Consider the following 17,302-nt stretch of genomic DNA (forward strand, 5'->3'; position numbering starts at 1 on the left):
GTCGAGATGTTCCGCAAGCTGCTCGACTCGGGTGAGGCCGGCGACAACATCGGCGCGCTGCTGCGCGGCACGAAGCGTGAGGACGTCGAGCGCGGCCAGGTTCTGGCCAAGCCGGGTTCGATCACGCCGCACACCAAGTTCAAGGCCGAAGCCTACATCCTGACGAAGGAAGAGGGCGGCCGTCACACCCCGTTCTTCACCAACTACCGTCCGCAGTTCTACTTCCGGACGACGGACGTGACGGGCATGGTGTCGCTGCCGGAAGGCGTCGAGATGGTGATGCCGGGCGACAACGTCGCCATGGAAGTGGCGCTGATCGCCCCGATCGCCATGGACGAAGGCCTGCGCTTCGCCATCCGCGAGGGTGGCCGCACCGTCGGCGCCGGCGTCGTCGCCAAGATCGTCGAGTGATGACCCGTCCGGCAAACGCCGCAAGGTGGATGCCGGAGGGGAAGGGTAGGGCGGCGGGAGCGATCCCGCCGCCGGTTGATTGAGACGGGTCGTCTTCCCCGCGCAAGCAGGAAGGGCGGCCCGCCCGGTTCTAGCCATCGGGCGTCGGTGTTCGGACCCGTCGGCCTGTCAACCCAGCTTCCTCCGATCCGGGGGGAGATTCGGGATTGACACGCAGGCGCTGAACGCCTAGAGATTACGCCCTCTGGATTTGGGTTGGTGGTAGGCAGCTTCGGCCTAGACGCAGCCCGAGACGAACGGCACGGCGCGCTTCCCAGCGAGGCGCGCCGTCTGCTGATCGAAACATCCCCTCCGCGCGATCCGCGCAGGGGATGTTTCTTTTCGTATCGGCCCGTCGCATCGGTCACAGTGTCGCCCGTCGGCCCCGCTTCGGTGGTTCGGCGCGCGGCTTCGTGCTGTCGGCGTGCCCCAAAGCAAGCTCGTGGAGTTCCGGTGACGCGTCCGCGTCATCGCTAGAAGGTGCAAGGGACGTTTGGACATGGACAGCCAGAACATCCGCATCCGTCTGAAGGCGTTCGATCATCGCGTGCTCGACCAGTCGACCAGCGAGATCGTCAACACCGCCAAGCGGACCGGCGCGCGCGTGCGGGGCCCGATTCCCCTGCCGACGCACATCGAAAAGTTCACCGTGAACCGTTCGCCGCACATCGACAAGAAGTCGCGCGAGCAGTTCGAGATCCGCACCCACAAGCGCCTGCTCGACATCGTCGACCCGACGCCCCAGACCGTGGATGCGCTGATGAAGCTCGACCTCGCCGCCGGCGTCGACGTCGAGATCAAGCTCTGATTTTGGTTGGTAAGGGACCTCTCCGGTAAGCGGATGTCCCTGGTCAGGAGATAAAGAACAATGCGATCCGGTTTGATCGCGCAGAAGGTCGGCATGACCCGCGTCTTCACGGACGACGGCCAGCATGTTCCGGTCACTGTGCTGAAAGTCGACAGCTGCCAGGTCGTCGCCGTTCGTACCGAGGACAAGGATGGCTACACCGCCGTCCAGCTCGGCGCGGGCGCCATCAAGGTCAAGAACGTCAACAAGCCTGAGCGTGGGCATTTCGCCAAGGCGCGTGTGGAACCGAAGCGCAAGCTGGTCGAGTTCCGCGTCGATGCCGATGCCCTGATCGAGGTCGGTGCCGAGCTGTCGGCCGCCCACTTCGTCGCCGGCCAGTACGTCGACGTCACCGGCACCTCCATCGGCAAGGGCTTTGCCGGTGCGATGAAGCGCTGGAACTTCGGTGGTCTGCGCGCCACGCACGGCGTGTCGGTGTCGCACCGTTCGCACGGTTCGACGGGTAACCGTCAGGACCCCGGCAAGGTCTTCAAGAACAAGAAGATGGCCGGTCATCTCGGTGACGAGCGGGTCACGGTCCTGAACCTGCAGGTCGTCGCCGTCGACGAAGCCCGTGGTCTGATCATGCTCAAGGGTGCCGTCCCCGGCGCCGAGGGCGGTTGGCTGCGCATCCGTGACGCCGTCAAGAAGAAGGCTCCGGAAGGCCTGCCCTTCCCGGCCGGCATCAAGTCTGCTCCGGCGGCGGAAGCCCCGGCCGAGACGCAGGAGTGAGCGCCATGAAGGCCACGATCAAGAATCTGAACAACGAAGCCGTCGGCGAGATCGAGCTGTCGGATGCCGTGTTCGGCCTGCCGGCCCGCACCGACCTCCTGGCCCGCATGGTGAACTGGCAGCTGGCCAAGCGCCGCTCCGGCAACCACAAGACCAAGGGCATCAGCGAGATCAGCGGCACGACCAAGAAGCCCTATGGGCAGAAGGGCACCGGCCGCGCTCGTCAGGGCTCCATCCGTTCGCCGCAGTTCCGCGGCGGTGCGACCATCTTCGGGCCGGTGGTGCGTTCGCACGCCCACGACCTGACCAAGAAGGTCCGCAAGCTGGCGCTCAAGACCGCCCTGTCGGCCAAGGCCGCCGAGGGCAAGCTGATCGTCCTGGAGGCTGCGGCCGCCGAGACGCACAAGACCAAGGAACTGGCGGCCCGTCTCGCCACCCTCGGCCTGACTTCGGCGCTGATCATCGATGGCTCGAACCTGGACGAGAACTTCGCCAAGGCTTCGCGCAACATCCCGCTGATCGACGTGCTGCCGGAGCAGGGTGCGAACGTCTACGACATTCTCCGCCGCGACACGCTGGTCCTGACCCGCAACGCGGTCGAGCAACTGGAGGCTCGCCTGAAATGAGCAAGCAGTCGAAACCTGCGGTGAGCCAGGAGCGGATGTACGACCTGATCCTCGCTCCCGTCATCACCGAGAAGTCGACGTTGGTGTCGGAGCACAACCAGGTCACGTTCCGCGTGCCGCTCACGGCCTCCAAGCCGGAGATCAAGGCCGCCGTTGAAGGTCTCTTCAACGTCAAGGTGACTGCGGTCAACACCCTGGTTTCCAAGGGCAAGACCAAGCGGTTCCGCGGCACCATCGGCCGTCGCTCGGACTTCAAGAAGGCCGTCGTCACCCTCGCCGAGGGTAACAAGATCGACGTGACCACGGGCATCTGAGCGGGAGTGTGATCCGATGGCTCTGAAGCAATACCGCCCGATTACTCCCTCGCTCCGCCAGCTGGTCATCGTCGACCGCTCGGAACTGTGGAAGGGCAAGCCGGTCAAGACCCTCACCGAGGGCCTGACCAAGTCTGGTGGCCGCAACAACACCGGCCGCATCACCGCGCGCCGGATGGGCGGCGGTCACAAGCGCACCTATCGTCTGGTGGACTTCAAGCGTCGCAAGTTCGACGTTCCGGCCACCGTCGAGCGGCTCGAATATGATCCGAACCGCACGGCCTTCATCGCGCTGATCAAGTACCAGGATGGGACGCTGTCCTACATCCTGGCGCCGCAGCGCCTGAAGGTCGGCGACACCGTGATCTCCGGCGAGCGCACCGACGTGAAGCCCGGCAACGCGATGCCGCTGAAGAACATCCCCGTCGGTTCGATCGTGCACAACGTCGAGCTGAAGGCCGGCAAGGGTGGTCAGGTGGCTCGTTCCGCCGGCACTTACCTGCAGCTGGTCGGCCGCGACGGCGGATATGCCCAGCTGAAGCTGCCGTCCGGCGAGCTGCGCATGGTTCGTGGCGAGTGCATGGCCACCCTCGGTGCCGTGTCCAACCCGGACCAGATGAACACCAACCTTGGCAAGGCCGGTCGCAACCGCTGGCTGGGCAAGCGTCCGTCGGTCCGTGGCGTCGCCATGAACCCGATCGACCACCCGCATGGTGGTGGTGAGGGTCGCACCTCGGGCGGCCGTCATCCGGTCACGCCGTGGGGCAAGCCGACCAAGGGCAAGAAGACTCGTCACAACAAGAAGACGGATGGCCTGATCCTGCGCCGCCGTCATTCGAAGTAAGGAGGTCGAACGATGGCACGCTCCGTTTGGAAGGGCCCGTTCGTCGACGGCTATCTGCTGAAGAAGGCGGACAAGAGCCGGGCTTCGGGCCGCAACGAGATCATCAAGATCTGGTCGCGTCGTTCGACCATCCTGCCGCAGTTCGTCGGTCTGACGTTCGGCGTCTACAACGGCCACAAGTTCCTGCCGGTTCTGGTTACCGAGCACATGATCGGTCACAAGTTCGGCGAGTTCGCTCCGACGCGGACCTTCTATGGCCACGCGGCGGACAAGAAGGCGAAGAGGAAGTAAGCCATGGGCAAGTCTGCCAACCCCAGCCGGGTCGCGGAGAACGAGGCTCTGGCCCGCAATCCGATGATCCGCACCAGCCCGCGGAAGCTCAACCTCGTCGCCCAGCTCATCCGGAACATGGATGCCAGCCGCGCCGTGGCCGAGCTGACCTTCTCCAAGCGCCGCATCGCCGGCGAGGTGAAGAAGGTTCTGCAGGCCGCGATCGCGAACGCCGAGAACAACCACCAGCTCGACGTCGACCGTCTGTACGTGTCGTCGGCGACGGTCGGTCGCGCTCTGGTGATGAAGCGCTTCCACGCCCGTGCCCGCGGTCGCGGCGCCCGGGTCGAGAAGCTGTTCAGCAACCTGACGATCATCGTTCGCGAGCGTGACGCCGCCGTTGCCGAGGGGGCCGAGTAATGGGTCAGAAAATCAATCCGATCGGGCTGCGCCTCGGCATCAACCGGACCTGGGACAGCCGTTGGTTCGCCAAGCGCGACTACGCCAACCTGCTGCACCAGGACCTGAAGCTGCGCGGCTATCTGCAGGGTCGCCTGCAGCAGGCCGGTTGCTCGCGCGTCGTCATCGAACGTCCGGCCAAGAAGGCCCGCATCACCATCCACTCGGCCCGTCCGGGCGTGGTGATCGGCAAGAAGGGCGCGGACATCGAGAAGCTGCGTCTTGAACTGTCGAAGATGACCGGCAGCGAGGTGAGCCTGAACATCGTCGAGATCCGCAAGCCGGAGATCGACGCTCGCCTCATCGCCGAGAACATCGCCAGCCAGCTCGAGCGCCGTGTGGCGTTTCGTCGCGCCATGAAGCGCGCCGTGCAGTCCGCCATGCGTCTGGGCGCTCAGGGCATCCGGATCAACTGCTCGGGCCGTCTCGGTGGTGCGGAAATCGCCCGCATGGAGTGGTACCGCGAGGGCCGCGTTCCGCTGCACACCCTGCGCGCCGACATCGATTACGGTGTGGGCACCGCCAAGACCACCTATGGCACCTGCGGTGTCAAGGTGTGGGTGTTCAAGGGCGAGGTCATGGCTCACGACCCGATGGCGCAGGACAAGCGCATGGGTTCCGAGCCGGTGTCGACCGACGGCGAGCCGCGCCGCGAGCGGCACGATCGCCGCGACCGTCGCGAGCGCTCCGAGCGCTCCGAACGCGAGTAAAGGGGCCGAGCGATGCTTTCTCCCAAGCGCACGAAATTCCGTAAGGCCCACAAGGGCCGCATCCACGGCAACGCCAAGGGCGGCACCGCCCTGAATTTCGGCTCCTTCGGCCTCAAGGCCCTGGAGCCGGAGCGCATCACCGCCCGTCAGATCGAGGCGGCTCGCCGCGCGATCACCCGTGCGATGAAGCGTCAGGGCCGCGTCTGGATCCGCATTTTCCCGGACCTCCCCGTCTCCACCAAGCCCGCCGAAGTCCGCATGGGTTCCGGTAAGGGTTCGCCGGAGTACTGGGCGGCCCGCGTGAAGCCCGGCCGCATCCTGTTTGAACTGGACGGCGTGCCGGCAGATGTGGCAAAAACCGCCTTCGCTCTGGCGGCCGCGAAGCTGCCGATCAAGGTGAAGCTGGTGACCCGCCTGGGCGGTGTCGAGGAGACCGCGGCATGAAGGCCGTAGACATTCGTACGAAGAGCGCGGATGAGCTGAACGATCAGCTCCTCCAGCTCAAGAAGGAGCAGTTCAACCTGCGTTTCCAGAAGGCCTCCGGCCAGTTGGAGAACACCGCGCGGGTGAACACGGTGCGCCGCGACATCGCCCGCATCAAGACCATCCTCGGCGAGCGTGCCCGCTCCGCCGACGCCGGCAAGTAAGGGGGATCATCCATGCCTCGCCGCGTTCTGCAGGGCACGGTGGTCAGCGACAAGTGCGACAAGACCGTTACGGTTCTTGTCGAGCGCCGCGTCATGCACCCCGTGTACAAGAAGTTCATTCGTCAGTCGAAGAAGTACGCCGCCCACGATGAGGGCAACCAGTTCAAGGTCGGCGATACTGTTTCGATCATCGAATGCCGCCCGATCTCGAAGTCCAAGCGTTGGACGGTCGTGACGGAGTCCGCCGCCGACAGCGGCGCCGCGTGATAACGAAAGGTCGTAAACAATGATCCAGATGCAAACCAACCTGGAAGTCGCCGATAACAGCGGGGCGCGCCGGGTGCAGTGCATCAAGGTGCTTGGCGGGTCCAAGCGGAAGGTCGCGACCGTGGGCGACGTCATCGTCGTCTCGGTCAAGGAGGCCATTCCGAAGGGCCGCGTCAAGAAGGGCGACGTGCATCGCGCCGTCATCGTCCGCACCGCGAAGGAACTGCGTCGGGAGGACGGGTCGGCGATCCGTTTCGACCGCAACGCCGCCGTGCTGATCAACAAGCAGGGCGAGCCGATCGGCACCCGTATCTTCGGGCCGGTCACTCGTGAGCTTCGCGGCAAGAAGTTCATGAAGATCATCTCGCTGGCGCCGGAGGTGCTGTAATGGCCGCCAAGATCAAGACCAAGGACAAGGTCGTTGTCCTGACCGGCCGTGACAAGGGCAAGACCGGCGAGGTGTTGAAGGTTTTCCCCAAGGAGAACCGTGCCGTTGTGCAGGGCGTGAACGTGGTGAAGAAGCACCAGCGTGCCAGCGCCCGCTCGCAGGGTGGCATCATCGAGATGGAGGCGCCGATCAACGTCTCCAACCTCGCTCACGTCGATCCCAAGGATGGCAAGCCGACCCGCGTCGGTTTCAAGATCCTTGAGGATGGCCGCAAGGTGCGTGTCGCCAAGCGGTCCGGTGAAGTCATTGACCTGTGAGGGCCCGGGCATGACCGCACGTCTGAAAGAAGTTTACGATTCCAAGATCCGCGCCGCTCTGAAGTCGGAATTCGGCTACAAGAACGACCTGGAAGTTCCGCGGATCGAGAAGATCGTGGTCAACATGGGTGTCGGCGAGGCTGTCGCCGACTCCAAGAAGATCCAGCTCGCCGTGGCCGAGATGGCTGCCATCACCGGTCAGAAGCCGGTGGTGACCAAGTCGCGCAAGTCGATCGCCCAGTTCAAGCTGCGCGAAGGCATGGCGATCGGCTGCAAGGTCACGCTCCGTCGCGACCGCATGTACGAGTTCCTGGATCGCCTGGTGACGATTGCGTTGCCGCGCGTCCGTGACTTCCGCGGTATCCCGGGTGACAGCTTTGACGGCCGTGGCAACTACGCCATGGGCGTCAAGGAACAGATCATTTTCCCGGAGATCGATTACGACAAGATCGATCAGATCCGCGGCATGGACATCATCATCGTCACTTCGGCGAAGACCGACCAGGAAGCCAAGGCTCTCCTGAAGGGCTTCGACATGCCGTTCGTGAGCTGAGGCTGGAGCACGACCATGGCTAAGACCAGTGCCATCGAAAAGAACAAGCGTCGCGCCAAGCTGGCCAAGCAGTACGCGAACAAGCGTGCGCGCCTGAAGGCCATCGCGAACGACAAGGCCCTCCCGCCGGAAGAGCAATTCGCTGCCCGCCTCAAGCTGGCCGAACTGCCGCGCAACTCCTCGAAGGTGCGCATCCGGAACCGCTGCGAAATGACCGGGCGTCCGCGCGCGTTCTATCGCAAGTTCAAGCTGTCCCGCGTCACGCTCCGCGAACTGGCCTCGACCGGCCAGATTCCGGGCATGACGAAGTCGAGCTGGTAAGGAGGGTCCGAGAATGTCTTTGAGCGATCCGCTCGGCGATATGCTGACCCGCATCCGCAACGGTCAGCACGCCCGCATGTCCGTTGTGGTTTCCCCGGCGTCCAAGCTGCGCGTCAACGTCCTGGAAGTTCTGAAGCGTGAAGGCTTCATCCGCGGCTGGTCCGAGGAAGAACTGCGTCCGGGCGTCAAGAACCTGAAGATCGAGCTGAAGTACCACGAAGGCGAGCCTGTCATTAAGCAGATCGCCCGTGTGTCCAAGCCCGGCCGTCGCGTCTACTCGAAGATCGCCGACCTGCCCCGTGTCTACAACGGGCTGGGTCTGTCGATCCTGTCGACCCCGCGCGGCGTGATGTCGGACAATGAGGCTCGCTCCGCCAACGTCGGCGGTGAAGTCCTCTGCCGCGTGTTCTAAGGGGGATTGGCAGATGTCGCGCATTGGCAAGCATCCCGTGCCGGTCCCGGCTGGCGTCGACGTGAAGGTCGACGGTCAGCAGGTCACGGCCAAGGGCAAGCTGGGGCAACTCAGCCTGACCCTGATCGACGACATCACCGCCTCGCTGGAAGACGGCAAGGTGGTGGTGAAGCCGGCAAACGACAGCAAGCGCGCCCGCGTCATGTGGGCGACCTCGCGCACCCTGATCAACAACATGGTCACCGGTGTCAGCCAGGGCTACACGATCAACCTCGAGATCAACGGCGTCGGTTACCGCGCGGCCGTGCAGGGCAAGGAGCTGGTTCTTCAGCTCGGCTTCTCGCACGACGTGAAGTACCCGATCCCGGAAGGCATCACGATCAAGTGCGACAAGCCGACGGCCATTTCGGTCAGCGGCTACGACAAGCACAAGGTCGGCCAGGTCGCCGCCGAGATCCGCGGTTGGAAGAAGCCGGAGCCCTATAAGGGCAAGGGCATCAAGTACGAGACCGAAACCATCCTGCGCAAGGAAGGTAAGAAGAAGTAACCGCCATGCTGAAGCCAAAGCAACTCCACGAGCGCCGCAAGCAGCGCGTGCGCGCGCAGATTGCCAAGAAGGCCGGCGGGCGCGTTCGCCTCTCGGTCTTCCGGTCCAATCTGCACATCTACGCCCAGATCATCGACGACGAAAACGGCAAGACGCTCGCGTCCGCCTCGTCGCTCGAGAAGGAACTGCGCGAGCAGCTCAAGCACGGCGGCAACGTCGATGCTGCCAAGCGCATCGGCGAGCTGATCGCCGAGCGCGCCAAGGCCGCTGGGATCACCGAGGTTGTGTTCGACCGCGGTGGGTACATTTACCATGGCCGGGTCAAGGCCCTGGCCGACGCCGCCCGTGAGGGCGGGCTGTCGTTCTAAGGAGGCCCGGATATGGCACGTGAACGTGGGGAGCGGGACAACCGCGACCGGCAGCCGCGCGAGCGGGAAGAAAGCGAGCTGATCGAAAAGCTCGTCGGCATCAACCGCGTTGCCAAGGTGGTCAAGGGTGGTCGTCGCTTCGGCTTCGCTGCTCTGGTCGTCGTTGGCGACGGCAAGGGTCGTGTCGGCGTCGGCTCGGGCAAGGCCCGCGAGGTCCCGGAAGCCATTCGCAAGGCGACCGATCAGGCCAAGCGCGGCATGATCCGCGTCCCGCTGCGCGAAGGCCGTACGCTGCATCATGACACCAACGGCCATTTCGGTGCCGGCAAGGTCGTGCTGCGGGCCGCTCCGGCCGGTACCGGCATCATCGCCGGTGGTCCGATGCGCGCGATCTTCGAGGCTCTCGGCGTCGCTGACGTCGTGACCAAGTCGATCGGCACGTCGAACCCGCACAACATGATCAAGGCGACCTTCGACGCCCTGACCCAGGTCACCAGCCCGCGGTCCGTCGCGGCGCGTCGTGGTCGTCGTGTGAGCGACATCCTCGGCCGTCGTGAGGCCGGCGCCGGACAGGAGGCCTGACCATGGCGGAGAAGAAGACCGTCGTCGTGACCCAGATCGGCAGCCCGATCGGCCGCAAGCACGACCAGCGCGAAACGCTGGTCGGTCTGGGTCTCAACAAGCTGCACCGGACCCGCGAGCTGGAGGACACTCCGGCCGTGCGGGGCATGATCGCCAAGGTCGCGCACCTGGTCCGCGTCGAGAACGAGGGCTGAGATCATGACCAAGCTTAATGACCTGCGTGACAACGCCGGTGCCCGCAAGGCGCGCATGCGCGTCGGTCGCGGTATCGGTTCGGGCAAGGGCAAGACCGCTGGCCGCGGCGTGAAGGGTCAGACCTCGCGCACCGGCGTGGCGATCAACGGCTTCGAAGGCGGGCAGATGCCTCTGCACCGCCGCCTGCCGAAGCGCGGTTTCCGGAACATCTTCGCCAAGGAATACTCGGTGGTTAACCTGGGCATGGTCCAGAAGGCCATCGACCTGGGCAAGCTGAACGCCGCCGAGACCATCGACGCCGCGGCGCTCAACGCCGCCGGCGTCACCGGCAAGGTGAAGAAGGACGGTGTCCGTCTGCTGGGCAAGGGCGAGCTGACCGCGAAGGTTTCCTTCACGGTCGCCGGCGCGTCCAAGTCGGCGATCGAAGCCGTCGAGAAGGCGGGTGGCAGCGTCACGCTGACCGCTCCCGCCGCCGAAGCCGCCGAGTAAAGTTCCGCGACAAGCCTGTGCTTGCGCGCGGGCTTTCGGGGCACTACAAAAAGCGAAGTCGCGAGGGGCGGCCTGCGTCATGCAGTGCCGCCCCGTTCGCGCTTACGGGACAGGGATTGGACCATGGCATCAGCGGCCGAGCAGCTTGCCGCCAACATCAATTTCGGGGCTTTCTCCAAGGCGACCGAGCTGAAAAAGCGGATTTGGTTCACCTTGGCGGCCCTGATCGTCTACCGGCTGGGCACCTACATCCCGATTCCGGGCATTGATCCGCACATCCTGCAGGACGTCTTCAAGCAGCAGGGCAGCGGCATCCTCGGCATGTTCGACATGCTGGCCGGCGGTGCGCTCCACCGCATGACCATCTTCGCGCTCAACATCATGCCGTACATCTCGGCGTCCATCATCGTGCAGTTGCTGACCGCCGTGTCGCCGCAGATGGAGGCCATGAAGAAGGAAGGCGAGGCCGGGCGCAAGAAGCTGAACCAGTACACCCGATTCGGTACCGTCGTTCTCGCCACTGTCCAGGCCTACGGCCTTGCGGTCGGGCTCGAGTCGATGCGCGGCTCCACGGGTGCGGCGGTCATCGACCCCGGCCTGTTCTTCCGCATCGCCACCGTCATCACGCTGGTTGGCGGAACCATGTTCCTGATGTGGCTGGGCGAGCAGATCACCGCGCGGGGCATCGGCAACGGCACCTCGCTGATCATCTTTGCCGGTATCGTCGCGGAACTGCCGCGCGCGCTGGTCAACACGCTGGAACTTGGCCGTCAGGGCGCGCTGTCCACCGTCTTCATCATCCTGATGCTGGTGATGGCGGTCGCGGTGGTGTTCTTCATCGTCTTCATGGAACGCGCCCAGCGCCGCCTGCTGGTGCAGTACCCGAAGCGTCAGGTCGGCAACCGGGTGTTCGGCGGCGAAGCGTCGCACCTGCCGCTGAAGATGAACACGGCCGGCGTCATCCCGCCGATCTTCGCGTCGTCGCTGCTGTTGCTGCCGCTGACCGCAGTCGGCTTTGCCGGCGGTGAGGGGCCGGAGTGGCTGCAGGCTGTGTCGCGCTATGTGGCGCACGGCACGCCGCTCTATATGCTGCTGTACGCCTCGCTGATCGTGTTCTTCTGCTTCTTCTACACCGCCATCGTCTTCAACCCGACGGAGACGGCCGACAACCTGCGTAAGTATGGCGGCTTCATCCCCGGCATCCGTCCGGGCAAGAACACCGCCGACCACATCGATTATGTGCTGACGCGGCTGACGGTCATCGGCTCCGCCTACCTTGTGGCGGTTTGTCTCCTCCCCGAAATCCTGATATCCCAGCACTCGGTTCCGTTTTATTTTGGCGGCACCAGCCTGCTGATCGTGGTCACCGTCACGATGGACACGGTCGCGCAGATTCATTCCCACCTGCTGGCACACCAGTATGAGGGATTGATCAAGAAATCGAAGCTTCGGGGGAGAAAGTAATGAACCTCATACTGCTCGGTCCGCCGGGCGCCGGGAAGGGGACCCAGGCGCGCCGTCTGGAAGACACGCGTGGTCTGGTGCAGTTGTCGACCGGCGACATGCTCCGCGCCATGGTGGCGGAAGGCGGGCCGCTCGGGCAGCAGGCGAAGGAGATCATGGCCGCCGGCAAGCTGATGCCGGACGAGCTGATGGTCAGCATGATCGCCGAACGCATTTCGAAGCCTGACGTCAAGAACGGCTTCATCCTGGATGGCTTCCCGCGCACCGTGGCCCAGGCCGAGGCGCTGGATCGGATGCTTGATGAGAAGGGCCTGAAGCTCGATCACGTGATCGAGATGCGGGTGGTCGACGATGTGCTGGTGGAGCGCATCACCGGCCGTTACACCTGCGCCAAATGCGGCAAGGGCTATCACGACAGCTTCGAGAAGCCGAAGGTCGAGGGCGTCTGCGACGTCTGCGGCAGCACCGAGTTCAAGCGGCGCGCCGACGACAATGCGGAGACGGTGACGACCCGTCTGGCCCAGTACCACCAGCAGACCGCGCCGATTCTGCCCTATTACCAGGGCCGTGGCGTGCTGAAGGTGGTGGACGGCATGGCCGACATCGATGAGGTGACAAAGGAAATCGAGACGATCCTGGTCAGCTGAGGATCGCCGCCGGTCGGATGGAAAAAGGCCGCAGTCTCCGTTGGGAGGCTGCGGCCTTTTTCGTTTCCCGTTTCAGGCGCCCGCCGCGTCGGGGGACGGCGGTGCGTCCGCCGTGGCGGGGTGTTCCGACATGGTGCGGTAGCGCGCCAGGATCCAGCCGAGATGGGCGGTGACCGCACTGGCGGCGGCATCCGGATCGCGCCGGGCGATGGCCTGATGGATGGCGCGGTGGTGCTCGATCATCAGCGCCTCATGGTTCTCCATGAAGGGCTCGGTATGCTTCATCTCGACCATGTTGCCGAGGATGTCGCGGATGGTCGACAGCAGGTGCAGATAGACCGGGCTGCCGGAGGCCTGGGCGACGGCGACGTGGAAGTCCATGTCGTCGGCGGCGCGTCCGCCGTCACGGTTGGTTTCGCTCATCGCCGCCAGGATGCGGCCGATGGTTTCGATCTGCTCCTGCGTCGCCCGCTCGGCGGCACGGCGGGCGGCCCAGCTTTCCAGTGCCATGCGGATTTCGACAAGGTCGCAGAGGTTCTGGTGTGTGCTGCGCACCATCGCGGTGAGGGCGCCGTCCATCACGCCAGCCGAGGAAACCACGCGGGTGCCGCCGCCCTGGACGGCGGTCAGAAAACCCTGGGTCTTCAGCTTTTGCAGGGCGGCACGGACTGAGACGCGGCTGACATGCAGCTGCTCCGCCAGCTGCCGTTCACCCGGCAGACGCTCTCCCGGCACCAGTTCGCCACGCGCGATGCGATCGAGAAGCTGTTGGGCCACCCACTCCGAAATGCGCTGGGACGAGGAGGGGACGTGAGCGCTGTCGTCGGTGCCGGGCACGGGTTGTTCCCCTTTGGTCGGAAAGCGGGTCATTGCTGATTGGTCATACCGGTAACGGTCCCGGCGGGTGCGGTCAATGGGCGACAGAGGCGCTGCGGCGCCTTGCTCGCGGGATGGAAAACACGGCGCTGGGCTGCGGCCTCAACGCCCGCCGGGGCGAGCCAGCAGGATGCCCACCAGGATCACCGCGGCGCCCAGCGCCTGCAAGGGTCCCAAAGGTTCGTTCAGCAGGATCCAGGCGAGGATCGCCGCCGCCGCCGGCTGAAGCAGCAGGCTGACCGACGAGAAGGAGGCCGGCAGATGGGCCAGGGCATAGGCGATTAGGCTCTGGCCGCAGGCATGGCTGAACAGGGCGAGCCCCGCCAGCACGGCCCAGCCACCAGCGGTGGCCGGAAGCATCGCCTCGCCGTCATAGAGGCCGATCGGCAGCAGCACCGCGGCGGATATGGCGCCGCTCCAAGTCATGATAGTGGCGGTGGAGAATTCGGTGCGCAGGCGCCCGACCGACAGGATGTAGCCGGCATAGAAGGCGGCGGTCAGCAGGGCGAGCGCGTCGCCGAACAGATGGTCGGCATCGAGTTGGAAGCTCTCGCCCATCAGCACGATGGCCCCGGCCAGCGCCAGCAGCATGCCCATGACGAAGCGGCGGGTGATCCGCTCCTTGAACAGGAACCAGGCGGCGGGCGCTACATAGAGCGGGGCGAAGTTCGCCAGCAGCGTGGAGTTGGCGATCGAGGTGTAGCGGATCGAGGTGTGCCAGATCGCGAGATCGCCGGCGAAGCACAGCCCGGCGAGCGACAAACGGGCATAATCGGCGAGGGAGGAGGGGCGGCGGCTGGCACGCATGCCCTGCTGCCGCGACTCGGTGACCATCCACAGAGCCAGCGCCGGCATCGCCAGTGCCGTTCGCCAGAAGCCGGTGGCGACCGGTCCGACCTCGGACAGCCGGACGAAGATGGGAGCGAAGGCGATGCCCAGGGCGCCGATCAGCAGCGCGATCAAGGCGATACGCTGCGTCCGGTACGCATGGTCGACGGGGAAGGCACTGGCGTCTGGCATGGACCGCTTATAACGGCCGCCCGGCCGGCGAGCCAGCCGGTTGCCAGTCATGGCTGCTGTGCGCCCCCGGGATTCTCCCGGAGGCTGCCGGTCGGGCGGAGAAGCAAGGGCGGATCAGCGCGGCCGGATGCGGCGGAGCGGGACTGACTCGTCGTCTTCCGAACCGAAATCGTCATAGTGGACCGGGCAGCGGCCGTCCTTGCGGGGATTGTCCTTGACGGTGGCGGGATACCAGTCGCCCTTCCACTCCACCGACACCCGCATGCCGGGCTGGCACAGCGAGGCGCCGGCCGGGTAGCCGCCGTTGTTGGACGTCGGAGCCGCGCCCATCGGCGCCTGCATCATCGGCGGCTGGACGCCGCCCGGCGGCACCGGGCTCAGCCTCGGGGCGGCGGCGGCCGGCTTTTCCTGGTCGCAGAAGGCGGTGCAAACGCTCTTGGCGATCACCTGCCCGCCACAGCTTCCGCCGAAACAGTCGCGATAGTCGGATTCACAACGTGCTTCGCAGCTGCTGTTGCCGCAGGAATAGGAGCGGTCGAAATCGCCGACCGATTTCTTGATCGGCTTCTTCTCCGCCTGCTGGCGGTTGACATAGGCCTGATACTCGTAGAGCGCCTGCGACCGTGCCTCGTTCACACAGGCCTGCTGCGACATGCCGCAATTCTGCCGACAGTAATTGCGGTTCTGCTGGCACTGGTTGACGCAGAGCCGGCCTTCGGCCGAGCTTGGCGGGATGAGGCTGTATTGAGTCTCGTAAATGGGGCCGCAAGCGCTGAGCAGCGCCATCACGGCAAGGCAGAGGGTGAACAGGCGAAGCATGCGGTGGGTCTTCCGGGTGGGTTCGCGCGGAGAAGAATGGCAAGCCTAGCAGTTTGCCGTTCGGACTACCACCATTGGCCGCGCTTCCGCCCGGCGTGATGGTTGCGTTAGTGTGAAGCATGTCTTCCTCACCCTCCGAACACCGCCAGCCCGTCACCGCTCCGGCACCGGCGCCGCGCGGAACAAAGCCCCTGCTGGGACCCGACGATCCGCTGCCGGCGACCACGCTGAACCCGGATGCCGGCGGACCTCTGTTGCTGGTCTGCGACCATGCCTCCCGTGCGATCCCGCGGTCGCTGGACGACCTTGGCCTGCCGGAGGAGCAACTCTGCCGCCATATCGCCTATGACATCGGTGCGGCCGAAGTGACGCGGCGGCTGGCGGCGCGCTTCGGCGCCACCGCGGTGCTGTCGGGATTCTCGCGGCTGGTGATCGACCCGAATCGGGCGCTGGAGGATCCCACCGCCATTCCGGTGGTCAGCGACGACGTGGTGATCCCCGGTAACCGTATGCTCGATGCCGAAGCCCAGGCGCAGCGGGTGGAGGCGCTGTTCAAGCCCTATCACGCCGCGGTTGCGGCGGCGGTTGGGGCGATCCGTGCCCGCCGACAGGTGCCGGTGCTGGTGTCCGTGCACAGCTTCACGCCCGCCATGCGCGGGGTGGCGCGGCCCTGGCACATCGGCGTGCTGTGGGACAACGACCCCCGCCTGCCGGTGCCGCTGATCGAGGCGCTGAAGGCCGACGGCCGCTGGTGCGTCGGCGACAACCAGCCCTATTCCGGCCGCGGCACGCTGGGTGGCACGGTGGAAACCCATGCGACGCCTGCCGGATATCCCAATGTCCTGCTGGAGGTGCGGCAGGACCTGATCGCCACCCCTGAGGGCGCCGATCTGTGGGCGCAGGTGATCGGTGACGCGCTGGAGCCGTTGCTGGCGCTGCCGTCGCTGACGGTCATTCACCATTATCCCCGGGCCTGACGAGCGATGGAACGCGCCGTGACCGAACCGTCCTTCACCCTCGGCCTGGAAGAGGAGTATCTGCTGGTCGACCGCGGCACGCGCGACATCGTGCCCAGCCCACCGGACGAGATGCTGGAAGCCTGCCAGGAACAGGCGCCCGGCCGCATCCATCCGGAGTTCCTGCGCTGCCAGATCGAGGTGGGAACCCCGGTCTGCAGGACGCTGGACGAGGCGCGGGCCGAACTGGCGGCGTTGCGCGGCACCGTGGCCGGGGTGGCCGACCGTTATGGGCTGGCGCCGGTCGCCGCCTCCACCCATCCCTTCGCCGCGTGGGAGCCGCAGAAGCACACCAACCGCGACCGCTACAACATGCTGGCCCGCGACCTGGGTGCGCCCGCCCGCCGGCTGATGATCTGCGGCATGCATGTCCATGTCGGGATTGAGGACGACGACCTGCGCATCGACCTGATGAACCAGGTCCGCTATTTCCTGCCGCATCTGCTGGCGCTGTCGACCTCCTCGCCCTTCTGGCGCGGGCGCGACATGGAACGCCGCTCCTACCGGCTCAGTGTCTGGCACGAGTTGCCGCGCACCGGCATGCCCGCCGGCTTCCAGAGCTATGGCGAGTATCAGAGCCATGTCGCGGTGCTGGTGAATGCCGGGGTGATCGAGGACGCCAGCAAGCTGTGGTGGGACATCCGCCCATCCTCGCGCTTCCCGACGCTGGAGATGCGCATCACCGACATCTGCACCCGGCTGGACGATGCGGTGACGGTGGCGGCGCTCTACCGCTGCCTGCTGCGCATGCTGTGGCGGTTGAAGGCGCGCAATGTGACGTGGCGGCCCTACAAGAACCTGCTGATCGAGGAGAACCGCTGGCGCGCCCAGCGCTATGGGCTGGACAGCGGGCTGGTCGATTTCGGCCAGGGGCGCATCGTGCCCTATGCCGATCTGCTGGACGAGATCATCGACCTGACCCGCGAGGATGCCCTGCATTTCGGCTGCACCGCCGAGGTCGAACGGGCGCGCGAGATCCTCAAGCGCGGCACCAGCGCCCACCGGCAGATCGCGATCTTCCAGGCGGCGCTCGCCGAAGGCGCCGGCGAGGACGAGGCGCTGCGCCGGGTGGTGGACTGGCTGGCGGAAGAGACGATGGTCGGAGTGCGCTGACGGCCTTCC

29 protein-coding genes are annotated in these 17,302 nt (G+C 65.5%); 26 read left to right on the plus strand and 3 right to left on the minus strand.

Annotation, left to right across the window (positions count from 1 at the left end):
• From J2848_RS00005 to J2848_RS00120, 24 genes are all read left to right on the plus strand, one after another.
• On the plus strand, positions 1-411 hold a 411-nt coding region (locus tag J2848_RS00005; RefSeq protein ID WP_494546052.1), incomplete at its 5' end, for an EF-Tu C-terminal domain-related protein.
• Positions 412-949: 538 nt separating this feature from the next.
• A complete protein-coding gene (rpsJ, locus tag J2848_RS00010; protein ID WP_012973204.1) occupies positions 950-1,258 on the plus strand; it encodes a 30S ribosomal protein S10 in 309 nt (102 codons plus the stop codon).
• Positions 1,259-1,318: 60 nt separating this feature from the next.
• Positions 1,319-2,029 carry a 50S ribosomal protein L3 gene (gene rplC, locus J2848_RS00015; RefSeq protein ID WP_063633867.1) on the plus strand — a complete coding sequence of 237 codons (711 nt, stop codon included), beginning with the start codon at positions 1,319-1,321 and terminating at the stop codon, positions 2,027-2,029.
• Between the two features lie 5 nt (positions 2,030-2,034).
• The gene (rplD, locus tag J2848_RS00020; protein ID WP_109154401.1) at positions 2,035-2,655 is read left to right on the plus strand and encodes a 50S ribosomal protein L4; all 621 of its coding nucleotides are present in this window, start codon (positions 2,035-2,037) and stop codon (positions 2,653-2,655) included.
• On the plus strand, positions 2,652-2,969 hold the full coding sequence (locus tag J2848_RS00025) for a 50S ribosomal protein L23 (RefSeq protein WP_012973207.1): 318 nt from the start codon (positions 2,652-2,654) through the stop codon (positions 2,967-2,969). The genes rplD and J2848_RS00025 overlap by 4 nt, the downstream gene beginning before the upstream one ends.
• 16 nt (positions 2,970-2,985) lie before the next feature.
• On the plus strand, positions 2,986-3,813 hold the full coding sequence (gene rplB / locus J2848_RS00030; protein ID WP_098740492.1) for a 50S ribosomal protein L2: 828 nt from the start codon (positions 2,986-2,988) through the stop codon (positions 3,811-3,813).
• 12 nt (positions 3,814-3,825) lie between these two features.
• Positions 3,826-4,104: a 30S ribosomal protein S19 gene (rpsS, locus tag J2848_RS00035; RefSeq protein ID WP_012973209.1), complete on the plus strand. Its 279-nt coding sequence runs from the start codon at positions 3,826-3,828 to the stop codon at positions 4,102-4,104.
• A 3-nt stretch (positions 4,105-4,107) separates the two neighbouring features.
• Positions 4,108-4,503, plus strand: a complete 396-nt coding sequence (gene rplV, locus J2848_RS00040) for a 50S ribosomal protein L22 (RefSeq protein WP_012973210.1) — start codon at positions 4,108-4,110, stop codon at positions 4,501-4,503.
• Positions 4,503-5,252 carry a 30S ribosomal protein S3 gene (gene rpsC, locus J2848_RS00045; protein ID WP_012973211.1) on the plus strand — a complete coding sequence of 250 codons (750 nt, stop codon included), beginning with the start codon at positions 4,503-4,505 and terminating at the stop codon, positions 5,250-5,252. The genes rplV and rpsC overlap by 1 nt, the downstream gene beginning before the upstream one ends.
• A 12-nt stretch (positions 5,253-5,264) precedes the next feature.
• Complete coding sequence (rplP, locus tag J2848_RS00050; protein WP_014246894.1) at positions 5,265-5,696, plus strand: 50S ribosomal protein L16; 432 nt, start codon at positions 5,265-5,267, stop codon at positions 5,694-5,696.
• Entirely contained in the window at positions 5,693-5,899 is a 207-nt protein-coding gene (gene rpmC, locus J2848_RS00055; RefSeq protein ID WP_012973213.1) for a 50S ribosomal protein L29, read from the plus strand. Before rplP ends, rpmC begins: the two co-directional genes overlap by 4 nt.
• Before the next feature lie 12 nt (positions 5,900-5,911).
• Positions 5,912-6,166, plus strand: a complete 255-nt coding sequence (gene rpsQ / locus J2848_RS00060) for a 30S ribosomal protein S17 (RefSeq protein ID WP_042694099.1) — start codon at positions 5,912-5,914, stop codon at positions 6,164-6,166.
• Between the two features lie 19 nt (positions 6,167-6,185).
• Positions 6,186-6,554, plus strand: a complete 369-nt coding sequence (gene rplN / locus J2848_RS00065; protein ID WP_012973215.1) for a 50S ribosomal protein L14 — start codon at positions 6,186-6,188, stop codon at positions 6,552-6,554.
• Positions 6,554-6,871, plus strand: a complete 318-nt coding sequence (gene rplX / locus J2848_RS00070) for a 50S ribosomal protein L24 (RefSeq protein ID WP_014246896.1) — start codon at positions 6,554-6,556, stop codon at positions 6,869-6,871. Before rplN ends, rplX begins: the two co-directional genes overlap by 1 nt.
• A 10-nt stretch (positions 6,872-6,881) precedes the next feature.
• Entirely contained in the window at positions 6,882-7,424 is a 543-nt protein-coding gene (gene rplE, locus J2848_RS00075) for a 50S ribosomal protein L5 (protein WP_012973217.1), read from the plus strand.
• A gap of 15 nt (positions 7,425-7,439) precedes the next feature.
• Complete coding sequence (gene rpsN, locus J2848_RS00080) at positions 7,440-7,745, plus strand: 30S ribosomal protein S14 (protein WP_098740488.1); 306 nt, start codon at positions 7,440-7,442, stop codon at positions 7,743-7,745.
• A gap of 13 nt (positions 7,746-7,758) precedes the next feature.
• On the plus strand, positions 7,759-8,157 hold the full coding sequence (gene rpsH, locus J2848_RS00085; RefSeq protein WP_085088120.1) for a 30S ribosomal protein S8: 399 nt from the start codon (positions 7,759-7,761) through the stop codon (positions 8,155-8,157).
• A gap of 13 nt (positions 8,158-8,170) precedes the next feature.
• Positions 8,171-8,704, plus strand: coding sequence for a 50S ribosomal protein L6 (rplF, locus tag J2848_RS00090; RefSeq protein ID WP_012973220.1), 534 nt, complete (start codon positions 8,171-8,173; stop codon positions 8,702-8,704).
• Between the two features lie 5 nt (positions 8,705-8,709).
• On the plus strand, positions 8,710-9,072 hold the full coding sequence (gene rplR / locus J2848_RS00095; protein WP_014246901.1) for a 50S ribosomal protein L18: 363 nt from the start codon (positions 8,710-8,712) through the stop codon (positions 9,070-9,072).
• Between the two features lie 12 nt (positions 9,073-9,084).
• On the plus strand, positions 9,085-9,654 hold the full coding sequence (gene rpsE, locus J2848_RS00100; RefSeq protein ID WP_014246902.1) for a 30S ribosomal protein S5: 570 nt from the start codon (positions 9,085-9,087) through the stop codon (positions 9,652-9,654).
• 2 nt (positions 9,655-9,656) lie between these two features.
• The gene (gene rpmD, locus J2848_RS00105; protein WP_014246903.1) at positions 9,657-9,848 is read left to right on the plus strand and encodes a 50S ribosomal protein L30; all 192 of its coding nucleotides are present in this window, start codon (positions 9,657-9,659) and stop codon (positions 9,846-9,848) included.
• Between the two features lie 4 nt (positions 9,849-9,852).
• Positions 9,853-10,338, plus strand: coding sequence for a 50S ribosomal protein L15 (gene rplO, locus J2848_RS00110; RefSeq protein ID WP_109051337.1), 486 nt, complete (start codon positions 9,853-9,855; stop codon positions 10,336-10,338).
• A 123-nt stretch (positions 10,339-10,461) separates the two neighbouring features.
• Positions 10,462-11,802 carry a preprotein translocase subunit SecY gene (gene secY, locus J2848_RS00115; protein ID WP_042694080.1) on the plus strand — a complete coding sequence of 447 codons (1,341 nt, stop codon included), beginning with the start codon at positions 10,462-10,464 and terminating at the stop codon, positions 11,800-11,802.
• On the plus strand, positions 11,802-12,449 hold the full coding sequence (locus J2848_RS00120; protein WP_149230472.1) for an adenylate kinase: 648 nt from the start codon (positions 11,802-11,804) through the stop codon (positions 12,447-12,449). Before secY ends, J2848_RS00120 begins: the two co-directional genes overlap by 1 nt.
• A gap of 72 nt (positions 12,450-12,521) precedes the next feature.
• Here J2848_RS00120 and J2848_RS00125 read toward each other — a convergent pair whose 3' ends face one another.
• The 3 genes from J2848_RS00125 to J2848_RS00135 all read right to left on the minus strand — a co-directional run bounded on the left by J2848_RS00125 (position 12,522) and on the right by J2848_RS00135 (position 15,164).
• Positions 12,522-13,286, minus strand: a complete 765-nt coding sequence (locus J2848_RS00125) for a FadR/GntR family transcriptional regulator (protein WP_149230473.1) — start codon at positions 13,284-13,286, stop codon at positions 12,522-12,524.
• Between the two features lie 141 nt (positions 13,287-13,427).
• Complete coding sequence (locus J2848_RS00130; RefSeq protein WP_149230474.1) at positions 13,428-14,345, minus strand: DMT family transporter; 918 nt, start codon at positions 14,343-14,345, stop codon at positions 13,428-13,430.
• Positions 14,346-14,459: 114 nt separating this feature from the next.
• Complete coding sequence (locus J2848_RS00135) at positions 14,460-15,164, minus strand: Aq_678 family protein (RefSeq protein WP_149230475.1); 705 nt, start codon at positions 15,162-15,164, stop codon at positions 14,460-14,462.
• Positions 15,165-15,283: 119 nt separating this feature from the next.
• On the opposite strand from J2848_RS00135, the gene J2848_RS00140 reads away from it, so the two are divergent.
• Together J2848_RS00140 and J2848_RS00145 are read left to right on the plus strand one after the other, a co-directional pair.
• The gene (locus tag J2848_RS00140; protein ID WP_149230476.1) at positions 15,284-16,141 is read left to right on the plus strand and encodes an N-formylglutamate amidohydrolase; all 858 of its coding nucleotides are present in this window, start codon (positions 15,284-15,286) and stop codon (positions 16,139-16,141) included.
• Between the two features lie 18 nt (positions 16,142-16,159).
• Entirely contained in the window at positions 16,160-17,293 is a 1,134-nt protein-coding gene (locus tag J2848_RS00145; RefSeq protein WP_170306991.1) for a carboxylate-amine ligase, read from the plus strand.
• Positions 17,294-17,302: the final 9 nt, after the last annotated feature.

It is taken from the genome of Azospirillum lipoferum (genome assembly GCF_024170005.1).
In the GTDB taxonomy this organism is placed as follows: domain Bacteria; phylum Pseudomonadota; class Alphaproteobacteria; order Azospirillales; family Azospirillaceae; genus Azospirillum; species Azospirillum lipoferum.

Excerpts from the sequence above, each read along its gene's own strand:
- rpsJ (WP_012973204.1), top strand. The coding sequence starts at position 950 with ATGGACAGCCAGAACATCCGCATCCGTCTGAAGGCGTTCGATCATCGC.
- rplC (WP_063633867.1), top strand. The coding sequence starts at position 1,319 with ATGCGATCCGGTTTGATCGCGCAGAAGGTCGGCATGACCCGCGTCTTC.
- rplD (WP_109154401.1), top strand. The coding sequence starts at position 2,035 with ATGAAGGCCACGATCAAGAATCTGAACAACGAAGCCGTCGGCGAGATC.
- J2848_RS00025 (WP_012973207.1), top strand. The coding sequence starts at position 2,652 with ATGAGCAAGCAGTCGAAACCTGCGGTGAGCCAGGAGCGGATGTACGAC.
- rplB (WP_098740492.1), top strand. The coding sequence starts at position 2,986 with ATGGCTCTGAAGCAATACCGCCCGATTACTCCCTCGCTCCGCCAGCTG.
- rpsS (WP_012973209.1), top strand. The coding sequence starts at position 3,826 with ATGGCACGCTCCGTTTGGAAGGGCCCGTTCGTCGACGGCTATCTGCTG.
- rplV (WP_012973210.1), top strand. The coding sequence starts at position 4,108 with ATGGGCAAGTCTGCCAACCCCAGCCGGGTCGCGGAGAACGAGGCTCTG.
- rpsC (WP_012973211.1), top strand. The coding sequence starts at position 4,503 with ATGGGTCAGAAAATCAATCCGATCGGGCTGCGCCTCGGCATCAACCGG.
- rplP (WP_014246894.1), top strand. The coding sequence starts at position 5,265 with ATGCTTTCTCCCAAGCGCACGAAATTCCGTAAGGCCCACAAGGGCCGC.
- rpmC (WP_012973213.1), top strand. The coding sequence starts at position 5,693 with ATGAAGGCCGTAGACATTCGTACGAAGAGCGCGGATGAGCTGAACGAT.
- rpsQ (WP_042694099.1), top strand. The coding sequence starts at position 5,912 with ATGCCTCGCCGCGTTCTGCAGGGCACGGTGGTCAGCGACAAGTGCGAC.
- rplN (WP_012973215.1), top strand. The coding sequence starts at position 6,186 with ATGATCCAGATGCAAACCAACCTGGAAGTCGCCGATAACAGCGGGGCG.
- rplX (WP_014246896.1), top strand. The coding sequence starts at position 6,554 with ATGGCCGCCAAGATCAAGACCAAGGACAAGGTCGTTGTCCTGACCGGC.
- rplE (WP_012973217.1), top strand. The coding sequence starts at position 6,882 with ATGACCGCACGTCTGAAAGAAGTTTACGATTCCAAGATCCGCGCCGCT.
- rpsN (WP_098740488.1), top strand. The coding sequence starts at position 7,440 with ATGGCTAAGACCAGTGCCATCGAAAAGAACAAGCGTCGCGCCAAGCTG.
- rpsH (WP_085088120.1), top strand. The coding sequence starts at position 7,759 with ATGTCTTTGAGCGATCCGCTCGGCGATATGCTGACCCGCATCCGCAAC.
- rplF (WP_012973220.1), top strand. The coding sequence starts at position 8,171 with ATGTCGCGCATTGGCAAGCATCCCGTGCCGGTCCCGGCTGGCGTCGAC.
- rplR (WP_014246901.1), top strand. The coding sequence starts at position 8,710 with ATGCTGAAGCCAAAGCAACTCCACGAGCGCCGCAAGCAGCGCGTGCGC.
- rpsE (WP_014246902.1), top strand. The coding sequence starts at position 9,085 with ATGGCACGTGAACGTGGGGAGCGGGACAACCGCGACCGGCAGCCGCGC.
- rpmD (WP_014246903.1), top strand. The coding sequence starts at position 9,657 with ATGGCGGAGAAGAAGACCGTCGTCGTGACCCAGATCGGCAGCCCGATC.
- rplO (WP_109051337.1), top strand. The coding sequence starts at position 9,853 with ATGACCAAGCTTAATGACCTGCGTGACAACGCCGGTGCCCGCAAGGCG.
- secY (WP_042694080.1), top strand. The coding sequence starts at position 10,462 with ATGGCATCAGCGGCCGAGCAGCTTGCCGCCAACATCAATTTCGGGGCT.
- J2848_RS00120 (WP_149230472.1), top strand. The coding sequence starts at position 11,802 with ATGAACCTCATACTGCTCGGTCCGCCGGGCGCCGGGAAGGGGACCCAG.
- J2848_RS00130 (WP_149230474.1), bottom strand. The coding sequence starts at position 14,345 with ATGCCAGACGCCAGTGCCTTCCCCGTCGACCATGCGTACCGGACGCAG.
- J2848_RS00135 (WP_149230475.1), bottom strand. The coding sequence starts at position 15,164 with ATGCTTCGCCTGTTCACCCTCTGCCTTGCCGTGATGGCGCTGCTCAGC.
- J2848_RS00140 (WP_149230476.1), top strand. The coding sequence starts at position 15,284 with ATGTCTTCCTCACCCTCCGAACACCGCCAGCCCGTCACCGCTCCGGCA.